A 17,267-nucleotide genomic window follows, 5' to 3' on the forward strand; every position below is an offset into this window, starting at 1 on the left:
GGAACTGAGCTTTCCCATGGCGGTGAAACTCTTTATCGACAAGCTGCTGCCCGCCCACGATTGGGTGCTTATCATCGCCGCCGCCGCGGGCCTGCTGGCGATCTATCTGCTCAATACCGGATTGATGGCGATAGTGAACTACTGGGGACATGCGCTAGGGGTGGGCATTGAAACCGATATGCGGCGCGAAGCGTTCAGCCACCTGCAAAAGCTCTCGTTTCGCTACTACGATAATACTCAAACCGGCCATATCATCGCCCATGTCACCAAGGATCTGGAGGAAGTGGGCGAAATTGCCCACCATGGCCCGGAAGACCTGTTTATTGCCCTGATGACCTTTATCGGAGCCTTTATTCTGATGGCCACGGTGCACGTTCCGCTGGCCATGCTGACCATTGTCATTGTGCCCTCCATGACCTGGCTGGTCAGCCGCCAGGGCTCGCAGATGACCGACACCTGGCGCAAGCTGTTCCGGCAGGTCGGTAATTTCAATGCCCGTATCGAGCAGAGCATCGGCGGTATCCGCGTGGTAAAAGCCTTCGCCAATGAGGCGCGGGAAGAGGCGTTATTCGCCCATGACAACCATCAGTACCGCACCACCAAGCTGCGGGCTTATCGGATCATGACCACCAGCATAACGCTAAGTTACCTCAGTACCCGCCTGGTTCAGCTGATCGTGATGATTGCCGGAACCTGGTATGTGATCAACGGCGATCTCAGCTATGGGGGTTTTGTTGGTTTCCTCCTGTTGGTGGAGGTGTTTTTTCGCCCGGTGGCTAAAATCTCGGCGGTATTGGAGAGCTATCCCAAAGGCGTCGCCGGCTTCAAACGTTTCGCCTCGTTAATGGATACCGAGCCCGATATTGTTGACCGTCCAGCGGCCAGGACGGTAGCGGGATTGCTGGGTAACATCCGTTATTACGACGTGCGCTTTGGTTATCGCGCCGACCGGCCGATTTTTGAGCATTTGAATTTGACCATCAACGCCGGCGAAACCGTGGCGTTCGTCGGCCCCTCGGGCGCGGGGAAAACCACACTATGCTCCCTGCTGCCGAGATTTTACGAGGTGGATGCCGGCAGTATCAGCGTGGACGGCATTGATATCCGCGATATGACGCAGTCCTCGCTGCGCAATAATATCGGCATTGTGCAGCAGGACGTATTTTTATTCGGCGGCTCGATCCGGGAAAATATTGCCTATGGCAAACTGGACGCCACCGATGACGAGATCTGGCAAGCGGCGCGGCGGGCAAGACTGGATGAACTGATTGGCGCTCTGCCCGAGGGACTGGACACCGTGGTGGGCGAGCGCGGGGTCAAGCTTTCCGGCGGGCAGAAACAACGGCTGTCCATTGCGCGCATTTTCCTGAAAAATCCGCCCATCCTGATTCTTGACGAGGCCACCTCGGCGCTTGACACCGCCACCGAGCAGGCCATCCAGCAATCCCTGGCGGAGCTATCCGAGGGACGTACCACGCTGGTCATCGCCCACCGGTTGGCGACGATCCAACATGCCGATCGCATCGTGGTGGTGGATAAGGAGGGCATTATCGAACAGGGTAGTCATAAAGAGCTATTGCTGCGCCACGGCATCTACGCCCGCCTGCACCAGGCGCAGTTTGGCGCCGCCTAGCTGGCCATTTCCGGCCGGGGATGCACAATCTGTGAGCAAACAGTTTTTTTAACCGCATCCCCCTTTGACATGGCGTCAAACCATCGTTATGATGCCACCCACTTAGCGATTCCTCTGTAGTTCAGTTGGTAGAACGGCGGACTGTTAATCCGTATGTCACTGGTTCGAGTCCAGTCAGAGGAGCCAATTTCTTGTTTTCATGCCTCCTTACGAATCCCTATGTGATTCAGATTCAATGAGTTAGCGTGAAAAATCTTCCCGATGCGTTTTCAGTTTTCCCTCTGCATCGGGAAAAATTGGTGGTCAGATTTGGGGTCAGGTTGGTTCGATTATGGAGTGACCCCCCTATGTCTCTTAACGACACGAAAATCCGCAATTTAAAACCATCCGTAAAACCCTTTAAAGTTTCCGATTCCCACGGCCTATACCTTTTAGTTAATCTAAGCGGTTCGCGTCTCTGGTATCTCAAATATCGTATCAATAAAAAAGAATCTCGCCTCGGGTTAGGTGCCTATCCTGATGTATCTCTGGCGGATGCTCGTCAACAGCGTGATGGTATCCGTAAATTGCTGGCACAGAATATCAATCCAGCACAACAGCGCTCTGCTGAAAGAGCCATTTCCTCACCAGAAAAAACATTCCGGTGTGTGGCACTGAGCTGGCATAGAAGCAACAGAACATGGTCAGAGGACCATGCTGCCTGTATTAGCCCCCTAATGATCCAGACACTTTGACCCTCTTATTGGAGTCGCCCCAGCAACAGGGGTAACTGTGCAGGAACAAAATCAGGATTCTGGGCCAGGATGGACTCGATCGTTGGAATTTCTACCGTCAGGGTTTTAACTTTGGCTTTTTTTTCAGCCAGTTCCGGCAGGACTTTCGATGGCCAAAATGCGCTCGCGATGACTTTATCCTGTAAACCTAACAGCAGCAGAATTTCGGCGGTGTTCTGACCCAGGGCGACAACACGCTCAGGGGCTTTTGTGAAAGTGAGCTTATAACCACAGTTGTCAATCGTTACCGGGTAGGTAGTCGCGAAAGCGGGGCTGATCGAGGCGCACAGCATTCCTGCCGCGCAGAGGATTCTTTTCATGCAACATATTCCTTTACTGAAATCATTTATTTCTATTATGTGATGGTGGCCACCAGTAATGATAATGAAAATTATTATTGAAGAGATACTTATTTAAGTTTGGCGAAGTTATGACTGTTCGGTAGGGGATAATACCCCAGCATAAAAAATAGTCTTAGCGCAACTGAGGCGTTATCCGTTGAGAACCAGAGACATGTCCGGATATCGGGCGCAAAGGAAATCGACGAATGCGCGAACCTTTGGCGCAGCAAGCCGCCTGGAGGTATGCAATACCCAGAGTGTCCGCTCTGGACCCGACACGATGCCCCACTGAACTAAATCGCCGCGGGCAAGCTGGTTCCAGGCGATGGACTGTGGAATGAGGGCCGCGCCACCACCGGCAATAGCCGCATCCCGGACCATCAGTAGCAAAGAGAAACGCAGCTTTGGGATCGGCTCCAGAATCAGTTGGCCTCCATCCAGAGACCAGTGAGTGGGCTGGAAACTAGACGTTACAATGGCGGGTACTGCCCTGATTGCACCCTGTAGTGGCCTGACTATTTGAGGCGCAGCCACGACAACCAGCCTGTCCTTGGCGAAACAGCGTCCAACTAAATTGCTGTCGGGGCTCGGGTTGATCCGGATCGCGACGTCAAATTGTTCCTCAACGAGATCCACCATGCGATCTTCCGCCACGATTTCAATTTCAATTTCAGGGTAGGCCGCACAGAATTCGGCACCAATGCGCCCCATCCCTTGTACGCCAGGCGGGTAAACGCGAATTTCCCGCAGGGGTTACGGAAGTCGTTGCAGACCTGACCGATGTCGCTTCGATGCGCGCGGCACTGTCATCAGTACGCACGCTATTTTTGATCAATGCGGTCACGCCCGACGAGGTTACACAGGCCTTGATCGCGCTCAACCTGGCTCGCGAGGCGGGCATCGAACGTATCGTGTACCTGTCGGTCATTAATTCTGACAAGTTCACTAACGTGCCGCATTTCACCGGCAAGCATACGGTTGAACGAATGATAGAAAGCCTTGATATTCCTGCAACCATTCTACGTCCGGCTTACTTCATGCAAAACGACCTTATGGTTCAGCAGACAATTCAGAGTTATTCAGTGTATCCAATGCCGATCGGATCGGCAGGCGTCTCAATGATTGATGCACGGGATATCGCGGATATTGCCGTGGCTGAGCTGCTGCGACGCGACAGAGCGACCTCTGCACTGGAAAGTGTAACGCTTGAACTGACCGGGCCACAGCCGCTTACCGGAGCATCCGTTGCGCAAATCTGGAGTTCCGTTCTGGGGCATGAAATCACTTACGGGGGTGATGATGTCGCCGCTTTTGAAGGACAGCTCACTTCATACTCTCCGGGCTGGCTGGCATACGACATGCGTCTGATGATGGCGGGTATCCAGACATTCGGCATGCACTCCTCAGAAGGAACGACCGCGAAGTTAGAATCCATCATAGGACATCCGCTGCGCACCTATGAAGACTTCGTACGCGAATCCGTAGCAGGGAACTAAAACAGCAGGCACAAGGGGCGGTTTACTGCCAGGCAGATATCCGCCCTGAACTGACTGCCTGTTCGTCTTTAACTCGCTCATCACTGCCTTAGGGCGTTGTAGTTGGCTGCTTTGTGCCAGAATCATGTGATTTGATGATTGCCGCTTTGCTTTCGAGCCAGTAAGTGCTCCACGTTCGCTAACGAATACCCAGAGCATGCAGACAAACTGCTGACTATATTTCTTTCGAAGAGCGTGGAATGCATACCAATACCCGGTGAAAAGGAGTTGGTTATGACTGCGATAGATCAGTTTGCTGCTTATGTTGGTCTGGACTGGGCGGATAAAAAGCACGATGTCTGCGTTCAGTTTAAAAACGGTGAGCGTATATTCCATGTGGTTGAACATACTCCGGAAGCGCTTGATATCTGGCTCAGCGAGTTGCGCCAGAAGGTGAAAGGCAGGATCGCTATCGCCCTTGAGCTGAAGAAAGGCCCGGTGGTGTATGCTCTCCAGAAGTACCCATTTGTCACTGGCCCGCTATCGGCAAACCTTCTGGCCCAGCGGCGCGAAGGATGATCCGCAGGATGCTGAGTTAGCGTTAGAGCTAATCCTACGCTATCCCCCAAAAGATAAAAGCCATAGAACCCGACAATGCTGATATCCGGTTACTTCAACAATCAGTGGTGCAGCGTCGACTGCTGGTCGAAGACAAACGCCGCTTTGTGAATCGGCTCATCAACACGCTTAAGCAGTATTATCCTCAGCCTCTGGAATGGTTCTCACATCGGGACAGCTGTAAGCGTCAACTCTGGGCCATGTGCTGGCTAATATAGCGGATCATCCAATCAATAAAATCAAAGAGCTCCTGCCATGGAACCTCGAAATCCCTGCTGAATAACTATCAATACGGCGATGGACGTACGCTTACTTTTAATCCAACAAGTTAGCGTGAAAATATTTCCCGGCGCATGTTCATTTTTCTGACCCTACCCCAGAATCCTGCTCCCCCTTGAACTGGACATCCGGCATGATAAAACCATCTCGTTAACGGCGGTGATACCGATGAAAAAGTCCCGCTATACCGAAGAGCAGATCGCGTTTGCGCTTAAACAGGCCGAACTGGGTACGCCGGTACCGGAGGTCTGCCGCAAACTGGGGATTCGCTGATGCCACGTTTTACACCTGGCGAAAACGATTCGGCGGCCTGTCCCACTCTGAATTGAAGCACCCACGGTAACTGGAAGAAGAAAATACCCGGCTGAAAAAGTTGGTGGCCGACTTAAGCCTCGACAAAGCCATGCTGCCGGATGTGCTGTCAAAAAAAAATCTGACGCTGACGCGGTTACGTGAATGGATCCTCGATTTGCAGACACGCTATGGAGCCTGTCAGCGTCAGGTATGTGGTGCGCTCAAGGCCAGCCGCAGTTCAGTGCGTTATCGTTCGGTCGCACGTGATTCAGGCGCCTTATGCCTGCGCATTCGGGAGCTCGCCGAGACACCCGTCAATTATGGTTATCGGCGGGTACATATCCTGCTCAGGCGCGAGGGCTGGTGTGATAATTATAAAAGGATCTATCGCCTGTACCGGGATCAGAGGCTGTCATTGCGCCTGAAGCGTCCGCACCGGAATAAATCAGCCCGTTGCCGGCAACCGGTACAGCAAGGGCGCCACCCCAATCTCAGCACTGGCGGCGGAAGCCTGACTCGACTGGCGTTGAGGCTGCGATGTCGTAGGTTGGCGCACCATCATAAGCGCCACCGACCGTGACGCTGCCAATCCTGATGTCGACCTGGTCGAGCAGCGGAGCGACCTGCAAAGGATCTCCTTTATCGTTTTCGGTCAGGGTCGATACCATGACCATTCCGGTGTCGGGCATCCACCGTCAGATGCAATGGTCTCCCGGTGCGCCGGGCTTTCACGCCGTGCTTCAAACCGGTCTCGTTCGCCAGGTCCGAATAGCAGGATTGACTACCTGCGGTGGGCCGGGGAGACACCTGCCAGCGGGCGGTTGCTTCATCTGTCACCCACAAAGCCAGGCTACCGCGCCGCCGAAGACCAGCGTCGTACTCCGCCCAATTCGTTACCTAGAATTTCATCTTCGGTATGTGGCGGCGGCGCTTTTCGTTGCGTTTGTTGGGCAGGGGCCGGTACGGATTGTCAAGGGGTACCACTTTACCTGATTGCTCTGGCATCCATGCAACAACGCCCACAGCGTCAAATCACATCTTACAAAATAACCATGGGAATATTCTTAAATAGTGGTGGCAGTGTATCTGCGCAGGTTTTTAGTCCTACACTTGTGTTTAATCAACATGTAATTGATCCATGAAAATAAGTGGGGAAAGATGAAGAGCTTCGCATTCCACGCCCCGCCGACGGCTGCCATCAACACCCGCGTCCCCGCGGTGCCTGATTGGAGCGTGCCCCCACCCAAGAACATAATCCACCAGCTTGGACGCAGGGAGCCGACCACGCTACGCCGGTCCAAGCTGGCCAAGATTGCATCATCCAATGTCTGGCATCGCCCAAAGGCGTCCACGCCATCGCGATGCACGGTACCTTGCGTCGGCGGCAGGCCGCTGGTGTCTGCCACTAAGCTGTTGGAGCAAACCTATCTGTCATGCGTGCTGGCGATCGGGCAAACGTGGCCAGTTGGGGATAATGGCGTGAATCTACCCCTTTCGAAAAGGACTGTCTGATGGCACCGATTCTGACGAAAAATAATCCACGTTACGGACAAGCGGCAGGACAAAACAAGTACAGTCCTCTGAAAGATCTAGAGCTCGACCCGGCCGAAAATTCGGCGACCTGCATCGGCCTGGTAAACGGGCGCATCCGCTTGCTCGCCGCCACCAGTATTTTCCCGGCGAATCTGGCGCTGGTCACCGATGACTGGGACGCCGTCGCCGCGAGGGAATTCACGCCCGGACCCGGAGGCGTTGGCCTCGTGCCCAACTTGGCCCCCATTGTCGTTGTATCGAGCAATCGCTCCAAATATATCAAGGCTGGCGCCGCCGCCGCATTCGCGGCTCTGCCCAACGGCGCAGCGGCCTACAATAATATTGCCGACGTCCGGTCTCTCCTGGCAGCAGCGAACGCAGCACCGTCGCCTCCCGTGTATCTGCCCCTGCGGCTCGGCCTCGCACCGCGACGCAACGTGTATGCCGTTGTGCATGAGAGCGAATATTTAATGTACAAGGTCGCGCTTGGTCTCAGCGGAATCACCGTGATCGGATGGTCCTTCGATCACCCCGACTTGGCGATTCCTCCTATGCTGACCGGTTTTGGTGCTACCCGCTACGCCGCGATCGAGTTCTGCAAGCACCTGAGGACGATCGCCCAAAGGCTCGCGCCCGCACCTGCCCCGCCCGCACCTGGCCTATGGACGAAGGCCTGGATATTCGACGACAACGTTGTCGGCTTCGCCTCAAGCACTGAGGATGCGCCCGCCGCTCTCACGCCAGGATTCCCTGATCTGCTGACGCAGGTGGAAGAGGCCATGACGGCCGCCACCGTCGTCGCCGGATTCAAAGGACTTTCTCTCCCTAAGGGCCGGATCGTTAACCGAGCTTGGGCACAACAGGGAACGCCTGCAGACCAGAGCGGACTCACAAACCGGCCGCTGCCGCCTGTTTTCAACACCGGCCTCGTCCAGCAGGCAGCGCTCTGGAATATCGCCTTGCTCCAAGCCCAAAATATCAACTTCAGCGCAAACTTCATTGCGTCCAAAGAGGACGTCAGCCTCGCCGCCTATTTCGATCTCATGGGCATTGCTTACCAGTGGTACGATCGTATCAAGATCATCAAGGAATTAGTCCCCGTAGAATTGTACGATTCCTTTGCTAGCGTAGCTTCCGGTGCCGCAGCGCAACGGGTCACCACTGCACGCCAGGGATGGGAATCCCAGTTTTCCGGTATTGCAGCCAATCTTTCATTGATCAACCCCGCCGAAGTGACCAACCGGCTAAGCCTTTATGTGCAAACAGTCGTCTTGCCCTTCGCGCATCTGGCGGTGACCCCCGCTAATGAGGCCCGTGCTGCGTGCTGCGCGATCGAACAGATCGTCACCAGGGCTATCCGTAACACCGGTGGTGCAGGTCTATTGGGCGAATCCCAGCTCAATAGCATGTTCAAGATCGTCGCTACTTCGCCGCAGACCATTACTGCGACCGACCAATAAGGGGCCATCATGTCGCTCACGACTTTAGCCGGCACCCTGATCGCCCACGCCAATGCGGGCTCGACCATCATCCTGGACGACAGCGTGCTGGGGGCTGACGCTGTTAGCGCCCTCCGGACGGCTTTCGCGCTGGGCGCTAGCGAGAACCTGACTATCGTCGGTGTGCGCGGCGCCAATGTCGTCGGTCCCAGCAATGGCACCCTTACCATCAATGCAGGGACGGTTTCGCTATTCAAGAAAACCGCCCTCGCCATCACGGTCGAGTTCACCGAGCCTGGCGATGCCACTGAAGCCCTCATTTACGTGACGATGGGTTCGGCCTGGACCTTCCATGAGAGCTTCCCTAGCCTGGATAACTTCCCATTCAACCTGATCGATTTCAGTGGGCCGGGCATTGCGGTCCCACAATTTGTCTACACGACAGCGGTACGCAATGTCTTCCAGTGGCCGGGCTATACCAATGCACAGCCCATCACGCTGAGCCCTGGGCTGTGGTTTTTCTCCCAAATCGGACTTGGCAGCTTACCCATCCTCGGTGAGCTGCTGGGCACCCTATTGCCGAGCGCACCGGTGGACTTCTACGGACCGTTTGCGGCAGTGGCCGGTCAGAGCCTCCCGGTAGGAACCATTACGGCCTCATTGAGCGCTGGCACATTCACCATCGGTTCCGCCCCCAACACCCTGGCGCTTAGCGCCCCGGCCATCGCTTTCCGCATTACCCCGGCGGTCCCGCCGCTCGTGCTGCAGCGCCTGCAACTGCTTATCACCTCAGAATTCAACCAGGTTCTCGACATTTCCATCGCCATACCTGCAGGCGGCACGCCCTTCACGCTCAGCGCCGGGCCGCCGCAAGACAAGAGCACGCCCATCCTGGCACTCATCGAATCCCTACCTGGCGGCAGCGACTTCAGTCAATACATTCCGGCCGAACTCGACACGATATTCGCCACGATCGGGCTGGCATCATTTTCGATGGTCACCGATACGACGCCGTCCGTACAAAGCATCGGCTTCGCCGTCACGACGCAAGAGCCGTGGACGCTAATTCCCGATGACGTGCTGGTGCTGGACAACCTGAGCCTGAAGGTCTCCATCATCGAGGCGCTGACGCCGACCCTGGTGCAAGCATGGATATCCGCCACGGCCACGTTCCTTCCGAAAATATTCCCGGGCGATTTCGACTTCACCGTCGGCCTGAATGGACCGCCCTATACCATCGCCAGCGTCAGCGGCAACTATGCCGGTTTCGTCGCATTGCCGGATCTCATTAATGAGGTCATGGGCGAGACCAACGACCTGCCGTCGGCATTGGCGGGCATCAGCTTCTCCGATTTCGGCGTCACCGCCACCCGCACGGCGGTCGGCTCCCCTTGGAACTACAGCTTTTCGGGCAGCGCGGAAACCTCATTTCCCGTGCTCGGCACCGCCTTGAGCGCCTTGCTGTATGTGAACGTGACCCACACACCGGCCACAAAAAGCGCGGCGGTCGGCAATGGGATTCAATTGGCTGGCGGCCTGGTGATTGGCGAACAGTCCTTCGCGCTCACCCTCGATATGGCAAGCGCGGACGCCAATCTCAGCGCCAGTTGGGCAAACGGCGCTGAACCGCTCGGTTTCGACACGCTGGCCGCGAGCCTGGGCTTCGCAAGTCCGCCAATTCCCCCCAATCTCGACCTTGACCTCAAGAGTGCTGTCCTCATCATCGATTTCAGTCCCGAGACGCTGACCTTTACGGCCGATTCGGCCAACTATGGACAGGCGGCGCTGGTGGCGGCAAACGACGGTATGGGGTCCTGGGGTTATATCTTCGGCATCGACGTGGGCCTCGATGTCGATTTCAACCTCACCGGCATACCCGTCGTGGGCCAATTGGTGCCCGCAGGCGAGCATATGCTTGGCCTGAAAAATCTGCGCATCGTCGCAGCCACCGCCAACCTGCCCGTCTATACCAGCACGTCCGTGCTGAGCGCCATCATGGGCGCCGTGGTCAGCAGCGGGCTAGCGCTCACGGTGGACCTGCAGTTGGGCGCCTCGGAGACCAAGTCCTTCTCGCTGTGTTTCGGCGCTGCTGGCCCCATGGACGCCGACTCGGCATCGACGTCAGCCGGCCTGTCCGCTCCCGCCGGGCCGCCGGTCGCACCGAGCACCGGCGTGCCTACAACGGCAGCGCCGGCGCAGCAGGTGTCCTGGGTCGACATCCAGCGCGCCTTCGGCCCCATGCAAATCAACCGGATCGGCTTCACTGTCGTTGGCGACGACAACGTCGCCATTTTCCTCGATGGCGGCATATCCCTGGGGGGCCTGAGCATCGGGCTGACCGGACTTGAAGTCGAGATGGCGATCCAAACTCCGGTTTCCCTCCCGACCTTCAGCTTGGCGGGCTTGCAGGTTCAATATACTGCGGCGACGTTCAGCATCGGCGGCGGGTTGGAGAAAGTACCTGCAAGTTCACCGGTGGAATACTCCGGTGAACTCGCGCTCACATTGGGTAACTTCGGTGCTACGGCATCAGGATCTTATACCACGGTGAATGGGCAACCGTCCCTATTCGCCTTCGTCTTCATCAACTATCCGTTGGGAGGCCCCGCATACTTCTTCGTCACAGGGCTGGCGGGCGGCTTCGGCTATAACCGTTCGCTACGGCTACCCACCATCGCCAATGTGGCCCAGTACCCGCTGGTGCAAGCGGCTATGGGTACACTAAACGTCGCCGATACAAAGGCACAGCTCGAATCTTATATCCAGCCGCAACAGAACGAAACCTGGTTCGCCGCGGGGGTGCGCTTTACCTCGTTCGAGATGGTGAAGAGCTTCGCGCTGCTCACGGTCTCCTTCGGGACGAACGTGGAAATCTCGCTGATGGGCGAGAGCACGCTCACTATCCCGGTATCCACCGTGGACAAACCGCAGGATCCGGTTGCCGAAGCCGACTTGCTGGTAGTGGTGGATGTACAGGTTAGCAACGGTGTAGTAGCCGTCAATGCCCAGCTCTCACCTTCTTCGTATGTCTTTAGCCACGCGGCGCAGCTCACCGGCGGGTTCGCCTTCTACCTCTGGTTTGGTTCCAGCCCGTATGCGGGCGATTATGTGGTCACGCTGGGCGGCTACAATCCCTACTTCATTGCGCCACTTTATTATCCGCAGGTGCCGCAGTTGGGCCTGAACTGGCAGGTGTCGAGCGATCTGACGATAAAAGGTGGCCTGTATTTCGCGCTTACCCCATCGGTGATCATGGCGGGTGGTTCTCTCAGTGCCACCTGGCAGAGCGGAGGGATCAAAGCCTGGTTTGATGCGCAGGCCGACTTCCTCATCCGCTACAAGCCGTTCACTTACCTGATTCATGTTTCCATCAGCATCGGTGTATCGGTGAAGGTGGATCTATGGATCACTTCGTTCACCATCACCCTGTATTTGGGGGTGGATTTGACGCTCTGGGGCCCCTCGTTTAGCGGCGTGGCGAATGTTTCTCTGTATATCGTTTCGTTCACTCTCGGATTCGGGCCTCGTTCGTCGCCGGGCGGCGGCAACATCGAGTGGCCAGAATTTCGCGACTCGTTCTTGCTACCGGTGAAGGCCCGTGTGGGCGCGCAGCAGGCACCGCCAGCCGCATCTAACGTATTGACGATGGCTGGCGCGGCACCCACACAAACCAACTCGCTCATCACCATCGCCGCACCGACGGGGATCCTTAGCACTTTTACCCAGAATGGCGCTACCGTCTGGTCAGTGAGCGCGGGCAAGCTGCAATTTGCGATAGCCACGATGGTGCCATCAACGGCAGTGACGGTTGCACCTGCAACTACCGTTCAGACCGGCACCGCATGGACTACCGCTCTTGGCGTGGGGCCAATGGGCGCAGTTGCGGGATCGCTGGTATCCACACTGACCATCACTTTTGACCGAGATACTGCGTTGGATGACGATGACTGGGCAGCCACCGCTGTGCTCGGTAGCGTTCCCGCTGGCATGTGGATCAACACCGGCAATGAGATGCAAACCAATGGGACAGTGGCCAATGCGCTGGTGGGGATTTCGCTGATCCCTGCCCCTCCGACCGGCGAGAGTACGCTGCCGGTGACGATTCAGGAGTTGCTGGCCGACGATCCTCCACTATGCCGCTATGCGTGGTCCGGTGCCACAGTGCCCCATGGCGACAGCTTTGACCAGACAACCGCCATGTCGCAATTGCAGAACTCCTTGGTCGATACCACCGTCGCTAGCGTGCGCATCAATATCCTGAGCGCACTACAGAAACAGGGGCTGAGCACGGCCAGCGGGGTGAGCGTATCCAGTTTCGCCAAAAACGCCCCCGACTTGCTATATGCCCCGCCCACCCTACGCAATCTGGGCGAGGTTCCTTCTACGTGAAATATTTGAACCGGGGTTTTTGGCAATGAGCGACAACCATGCGAACAACATCAATGCGGGTGACTCCTCTGCCGATATGGCATTTCTGCAGTATGCCCTGCCACCGCTTAAGAGTGGCAATTTCACTGTCACCGTGACGCAGCAGGTATCGGTGAGTGGCACGGTGGTCGACACTTTTCAGGCCAGCCAGGCTTTTTATGTGGCTGGAGAGCGCTACTCGCTAGGTGCAACAGACGTGAACAGCGTTTTCCCCCCGATGGGAAACCAAGGAGAATTCTCCAATAATCTCGCCCATGTGGTGTTCAATACGCCGACTCTCCCCTGGCAGCGCTCGCCCAATCCGACTGACACCGCGCCAGTTGCGGGGCAACCCGTGGCAACTTGGCTTGGGGTGCTGCTGTTCGACCAAAACGATCCGCCGCCCAAGCCGAAAACCGTGACGCTGGCAGACCTTAGTCAGCCACCGGCAGGGATATTTTTTCCGCAGCGCATGGTCGAGGACGGTGAGGACTCGACCGATCCGGTCAGGGTGATCGATATCCCCATCGCGCTGTTCAACGCGATAGCGCCATCGCTGGCTGACTTGAATTGGACTGCCCATGTCCGGGCCGTTGACCCTACTGCCAAAGCTGGTGACACAGTACCTGCAGTGGATTATTCCATGGTGTTTGGCAACCGTTTGCCGGTTCCCGGCAACATCGCCACCGCGCATCTGGTATCGTTCGAGGACTTCGGCCTTTATCTCCCAGCCGACGATGGCTCGCCGAATACGGCAATCCCAGACACGACTGCTGCTGTGCGGGTGGTGACATTGCAGAACTGGACATTTTCGGCACTCGACTTGAAACAAACTTTCGCCGGGCTGCTCACACAAGTAAGTCTGGATCCCCCCGCGCTCCAGCTCCCCTATAACAGCGCGAACGCGACCGGGGACGCTGCGGCAGACAGCGCCGTGCAGAACGCGTTCGGGATGGGCTATACGGCGATGAATCATGAGCTGCGTGACGGAAGTTCCACGGTTTCCTGGTATCGTGGCCCACTTTTGCCGCTCACCGCCCCGGTCACCAGTAGTCCACCCTGGGCCGATGCCGACCAATTGCAACGCTACGACCCGACCAAGGGCATGTTCGACGTGAGCTATTCATCCGCATGGCAGCTCGGAAGGCTGCTGACACTGCACGACGGTGCCTTCGCCGCCGCGCTCTACCGCTGGAAACTTACCCAAACACAGGCGCAGGTCGCCGCCCTGGAACAACAGGTGATTGATCAGGAACTTCCGCCTATTGCGTCATCTGACACGGCCTCTGGCGGGGCGGACACATCATCTACGGCGAATCTGCGGCATGCGCGAATCAGGGCGGTCATCAAAGGGCTGGCCGGCCCGGCGGCGACGATCCTGCGCGCTACCGGCACCAAGGAGTAATTGAGATGGCAAGACAATTCAATGGACGCATTACCCGAGAGGCACTACGCGCACAACTGGTTGGCGAAGGGGTGTCGACCGGATCGGTATTGAACGTCGTTTCAAGTCCCGCTGCCTGGCCTGCTGCACTTGCCGCGCAGTTGACAGATACCATTGCTACGCAACAGCCGGGCACCGACGCAGAACAGGTAACGGATTGGCTCACGCGGCTTTACCTGCTGAAAGGGGTGCCCTTTAACTATCTGGTACCCGACATCGCCATGCTCCCGACCGAGTCTATCCGCTTCTTCCAGATAGATAATAACTGGATCGAGGCTTTGCTCGACGGCGCATACAGTATCGGGTTCGCGGGCGCATCACAGTCCACTTCGGCGCAAGCGCGCTCTACTTTCTTGAGCAGTGCTGCGATGCGGGCGCGGAGCGGGCTTTCACGGCAGTCGTTGCTGGCACAGGTGAAATCACGCACATCTTTCGTGCCGTCTTCGGTCGCCGCCATGCAGGCCGTAGGACCCCCGGAAACGCCCGAGGTGCTGTCCGGTTTCCTGCTACGCTCCGCTGTGGTTGCAGGATGGCCAGGCCTGGAGGCGCACGGTTTTTCCGATATTTCGGGTACCAACCCTTTGCAAATCGTTAGGATGGAGACGGTGGCTCCCTCACTCCTGCTGTGCATCTTCGCAGGAGTGGTGGCGCGGGTGGATCTTCAGGAACCGAGTGAAGCTGTGCATTTTGGCGTTGACGGTACATCCCCTGCTTGGCAGAAAGACCTGCGTTACGCCAACGGCAATGCAACGATGATTGTCGGCAGTTACATCGATAATATGAACGTCCAGGTGACGCTTCGCGGCACAGGTACGCCAGCCATTATTCCGATCGATACCCTCGCACAGTCGATGGCGAACCGCGTGTGGACTACACCGCCGCCCGCCGATACCCGCTTCACCGCCGCGCAATTCGCGCTGGAAATGGTCGAAGGTGTGCAAGCTGTCTCTTTCCAACTCGCCTTATGAAGGTACTGCAACAATGACCGATACCTACCTGATCGTTCCCATCAATGTTGCCGTGCTCGCAGTGGGGTTTCCTGACACGCAAAACAGCGCTGAAAACTTGGCGCCGTTGGCCGACTTCTCCCGATTGCCTTGGGTGGCTAATAGTCAAGTGCATAATCCCGGGCCGTATACCAGTGCTGCCGCCCTGGAGAACGCGGTTCCTTTTGAAGGACAGATACCGCTGCAGCAGGGTATTCATGTGCATTGGGCGCTCCCGGACGGTCTTACCGCCGGGAATGCTGAGGCTGCCGGGTTTTCTTTTCCCAGTGCGCCCAATCGTTGGCTGGTTACGCGCATCGTCTTGTCATCGCCAAGCGGCGCGGCGGCTGTCACCACCCTAAAAAGTTGGGTAGTGGAAAGCGACCGCCAGAGCGACACCCCCACCGCGCCGACAGGACTCAATCAACCGAACATGGCGTTGCAGCTTCAACCTACTGGCGGGCAGAATTTCACGTATCTGGGTCAGGCGTTCGACCTTGCGACCTGGAGCGAGGTGGGGAATACGGTATCCCGACTCACCCCTTTTACCGTGCTGGGATATGGTCAGCTCACCTTTGCCGCATTCTATCCTAACTGCAGCACGGTATTTGGTTACTACGATACGTTGTCTGATCTCACCGATTACGATCCGTCTTGCAGCACCATCAGCTACCATGTTTCCGGCTGGTACAGCAACGCAGCCGACGACCCGCTGGCAAAGCCCAACGCGACACCGGCAACTTACAGCTGGAGTGTGCCTGGCGAGACTGCGCCGACTTCCACTATATGCGCAGGAATAATGGACGCGGTTCCCTGGAATCCTGCCACCGCCTATCTGGACGAAACGACCGGCGCAATGACGGTGGCCATCGGTGCCAGTACGCGGGAAGCGGTCTCCACGCTGATGGCAAACATCCTTCAGAAGGGTAATCCTGGCCAGTACGATACGGCCGAGCAGGTGTTGAACGCATTGCAGTTCGGCTTACTGTCGGGAAGTTCCAATCAGGTGGACTCATTAGCCGCGTTCGAGGAAGACGTGCACGCCGCTGGTTTCGCGACCCTCTCCGCCGGGCCTATGTGGACGGTCACGACAGCAAGCAGCGTCAGCGGCGACTCATCCGACGGCGAAGAGGTCACGAAAGCAAGCAGCGTCAGCGGCGACTCGTCCAGCGGCGGAGAGATCACGCTCCCCGATGCATTGGCCGAACAACTGAACCAGCTGAACGTGACACAGTTGCAGTTGAATGACGCGACCTTCCAACTCCAGTCGCTCCAGTTTCAATTGTTCACGGATTGGTACAAGTACCAGATGATCGAACATGCCTCATCGCTGGTTCCTGCAACATTGCAAGGGAAAAGCTATAACGTACAGCAGTTCCTGACTGGCGAGGTGGCGGCGATTGGCACCGCGCAGACGCAAATCACCAATTTGCAAACGCAGGTGGGCACATTGTCTGCCACGTTGAGCGCAGCACTGCCTACCACCCTGACACTCTCCAACAATATCGGCGCACCGCGTTACTATCAACCTGCCGATCCTGTTTTCATCCTGTCCGGGCCGGATGTGACACCCACCGACCGCTATGGTTTTGATACAGCAGACTCGGCGGATGGAACCCTGGCTTGTCGCACCGATGGCGATGTTGTGACATCCGTCACGCTGGCGGCAGGATTGGTATCGGGCAGCGCCAGCACGACGCTTGCCGCAAGCGCGCTCCCTCAACTTGCCGCACAGCCATCCTGCGCACCGGCGGCACTCTTGCAGGCGCTGGTCGCCGAGGCTTTTTTTATCTCTGTCGGTCTGCAACCGTCCGTCGCCGTGGCGGTCGCCGCACAGGGCGGAGCCACCAATCCGGCAACGCTGAATCTTGCAGGAACCATCACCGCACTCGGCGCTGCCGGTACGGCCTTCCTGGCGGGAGCGACACCGGTGAATGTCAGTTTCGCCGGAACCGCCCCGGCGGCGCGGTACTATGAAGCCTGGAATGGGACACCTTGGCTCCCTATCCTTATGCAGTACAGCGTGCAGTTCGCGCCGGTGCAAT

The 17,267-nt window shown here is 57.1% G+C and carries 8 protein-coding genes, 1 tRNA gene and 5 pseudogenes; 11 read left to right on the plus strand and 3 right to left on the minus strand.

Going from position 1 to position 17,267, the window contains the following annotated elements; translation table 11 throughout:
• The 3 genes from VGC62_RS19745 to VGC62_RS19755 form a co-directional block, all read left to right on the plus strand.
• Positions 1 to 1,633: ABC transporter ATP-binding protein (locus VGC62_RS19745; RefSeq protein ID WP_331188769.1), on the plus strand; the 1,633-nt coding region annotated here is incomplete at its 5' end.
• Between the two features lie 110 nt (positions 1,634 to 1,743).
• Positions 1,744 to 1,819 (plus strand) — tRNA-Asn (locus VGC62_RS19750).
• 59 nt (positions 1,820 to 1,878) lie between these two features.
• Positions 1,879 to 2,367 (plus strand): Arm DNA-binding domain-containing protein, encoded by a 489-nt coding sequence (locus VGC62_RS19755; RefSeq protein WP_331188770.1) that lies wholly within the window; start codon positions 1,879 to 1,881, stop codon positions 2,365 to 2,367.
• 5 nt (positions 2,368 to 2,372) lie between these two features.
• On the opposite strand, the gene VGC62_RS19760 is transcribed toward VGC62_RS19755, so the two are convergent.
• Together VGC62_RS19760 and VGC62_RS19765 are read right to left on the minus strand one after the other, a co-directional pair.
• The gene (locus VGC62_RS19760) at positions 2,373 to 2,726 is read right to left on the minus strand and encodes a hypothetical protein (protein WP_331188771.1); all 354 of its coding nucleotides are present in this window, start codon (positions 2,724 to 2,726) and stop codon (positions 2,373 to 2,375) included.
• A gap of 171 nt (positions 2,727 to 2,897) precedes the next feature.
• Positions 2,898 to 3,458: pseudogene (locus VGC62_RS19765) on the minus strand (LysR substrate-binding domain-containing protein); the annotation flags it as partial.
• Here VGC62_RS19765 and VGC62_RS19770 point away from each other — a divergent pair.
• From VGC62_RS19770 to VGC62_RS19780, 3 pseudogenes are all read left to right on the plus strand, one after another.
• Positions 3,458 to 4,243: pseudogene (locus VGC62_RS19770) on the plus strand (NmrA family NAD(P)-binding protein); the annotation flags it as partial. The pseudogenes VGC62_RS19765 and VGC62_RS19770 overlap by 1 nt on opposite strands.
• Positions 4,244 to 4,516: 273 nt before the next feature.
• Positions 4,517 to 5,019, plus strand: a pseudogene (locus VGC62_RS19775) (IS110 family transposase); the annotation flags it as partial.
• A gap of 268 nt (positions 5,020 to 5,287) precedes the next feature.
• Positions 5,288 to 5,885 (plus strand): annotated as a pseudogene (locus tag VGC62_RS19780) (transposase); the annotation flags it as partial.
• Between the two features lie 19 nt (positions 5,886 to 5,904).
• On the opposite strand, the gene VGC62_RS27790 reads toward VGC62_RS19780, so the two are convergent.
• Positions 5,905 to 6,081, minus strand: coding sequence for a hypothetical protein (locus tag VGC62_RS27790; RefSeq protein WP_414705827.1), 177 nt, complete (start codon positions 6,079 to 6,081; stop codon positions 5,905 to 5,907).
• An 843-nt stretch (positions 6,082 to 6,924) separates the two neighbouring features.
• On the opposite strand from VGC62_RS27790, the gene VGC62_RS19790 reads away from it, so the two are divergent.
• The 5 genes and pseudogenes from VGC62_RS19790 to VGC62_RS19810 form a co-directional block, all read left to right on the plus strand.
• Positions 6,925 to 8,406: a hypothetical protein gene (locus VGC62_RS19790; RefSeq protein ID WP_331188772.1), complete on the plus strand. Its 1,482-nt coding sequence runs from the start codon at positions 6,925 to 6,927 to the stop codon at positions 8,404 to 8,406.
• A 9-nt stretch (positions 8,407 to 8,415) separates the two neighbouring features.
• Entirely contained in the window at positions 8,416 to 12,774 is a 4,359-nt protein-coding gene (locus VGC62_RS19795; RefSeq protein ID WP_331188773.1) for a DUF6603 domain-containing protein, read from the plus strand.
• Positions 12,775 to 12,799: 25 nt separating this feature from the next.
• Positions 12,800 to 14,197 carry a hypothetical protein gene (locus VGC62_RS19800; protein WP_331188774.1) on the plus strand — a complete coding sequence of 466 codons (1,398 nt, stop codon included), beginning with the start codon at positions 12,800 to 12,802 and terminating at the stop codon, positions 14,195 to 14,197.
• 5 nt (positions 14,198 to 14,202) lie between these two features.
• Positions 14,203 to 15,204 carry a hypothetical protein gene (locus tag VGC62_RS19805; RefSeq protein WP_331188775.1) on the plus strand — a complete coding sequence of 334 codons (1,002 nt, stop codon included), beginning with the start codon at positions 14,203 to 14,205 and terminating at the stop codon, positions 15,202 to 15,204.
• Positions 15,205 to 15,217: 13 nt separating this feature from the next.
• Positions 15,218 to 17,267, plus strand: a pseudogene (locus VGC62_RS19810) (hypothetical protein); the annotation flags it as partial.

It is taken from the genome of Pseudomonas sp. (assembly GCF_036404235.1).
GTDB lineage: Bacteria > Pseudomonadota > Gammaproteobacteria > Pseudomonadales > Pseudomonadaceae > Aquipseudomonas.

Bases quoted from the DNA above. Each gene is read 5' to 3' on its own strand.
- VGC62_RS19795 (WP_331188773.1), top strand. From the start codon at position 8,416: ATGTCGCTCACGACTTTAGCCGGCACCCTGATCGCCCACGCCAATGCG.
- VGC62_RS27790 (WP_414705827.1), bottom strand. From the start codon at position 6,081: ATGGTATCGACCCTGACCGAAAACGATAAAGGAGATCCTTTGCAGGTC.
- VGC62_RS19790 (WP_331188772.1), top strand. From the start codon at position 6,925: ATGGCACCGATTCTGACGAAAAATAATCCACGTTACGGACAAGCGGCA.
- VGC62_RS19760 (WP_331188771.1), bottom strand. From the start codon at position 2,726: ATGAAAAGAATCCTCTGCGCGGCAGGAATGCTGTGCGCCTCGATCAGC.
- VGC62_RS19800 (WP_331188774.1), top strand. From the start codon at position 12,800: ATGAGCGACAACCATGCGAACAACATCAATGCGGGTGACTCCTCTGCC.
- VGC62_RS19805 (WP_331188775.1), top strand. From the start codon at position 14,203: ATGGCAAGACAATTCAATGGACGCATTACCCGAGAGGCACTACGCGCA.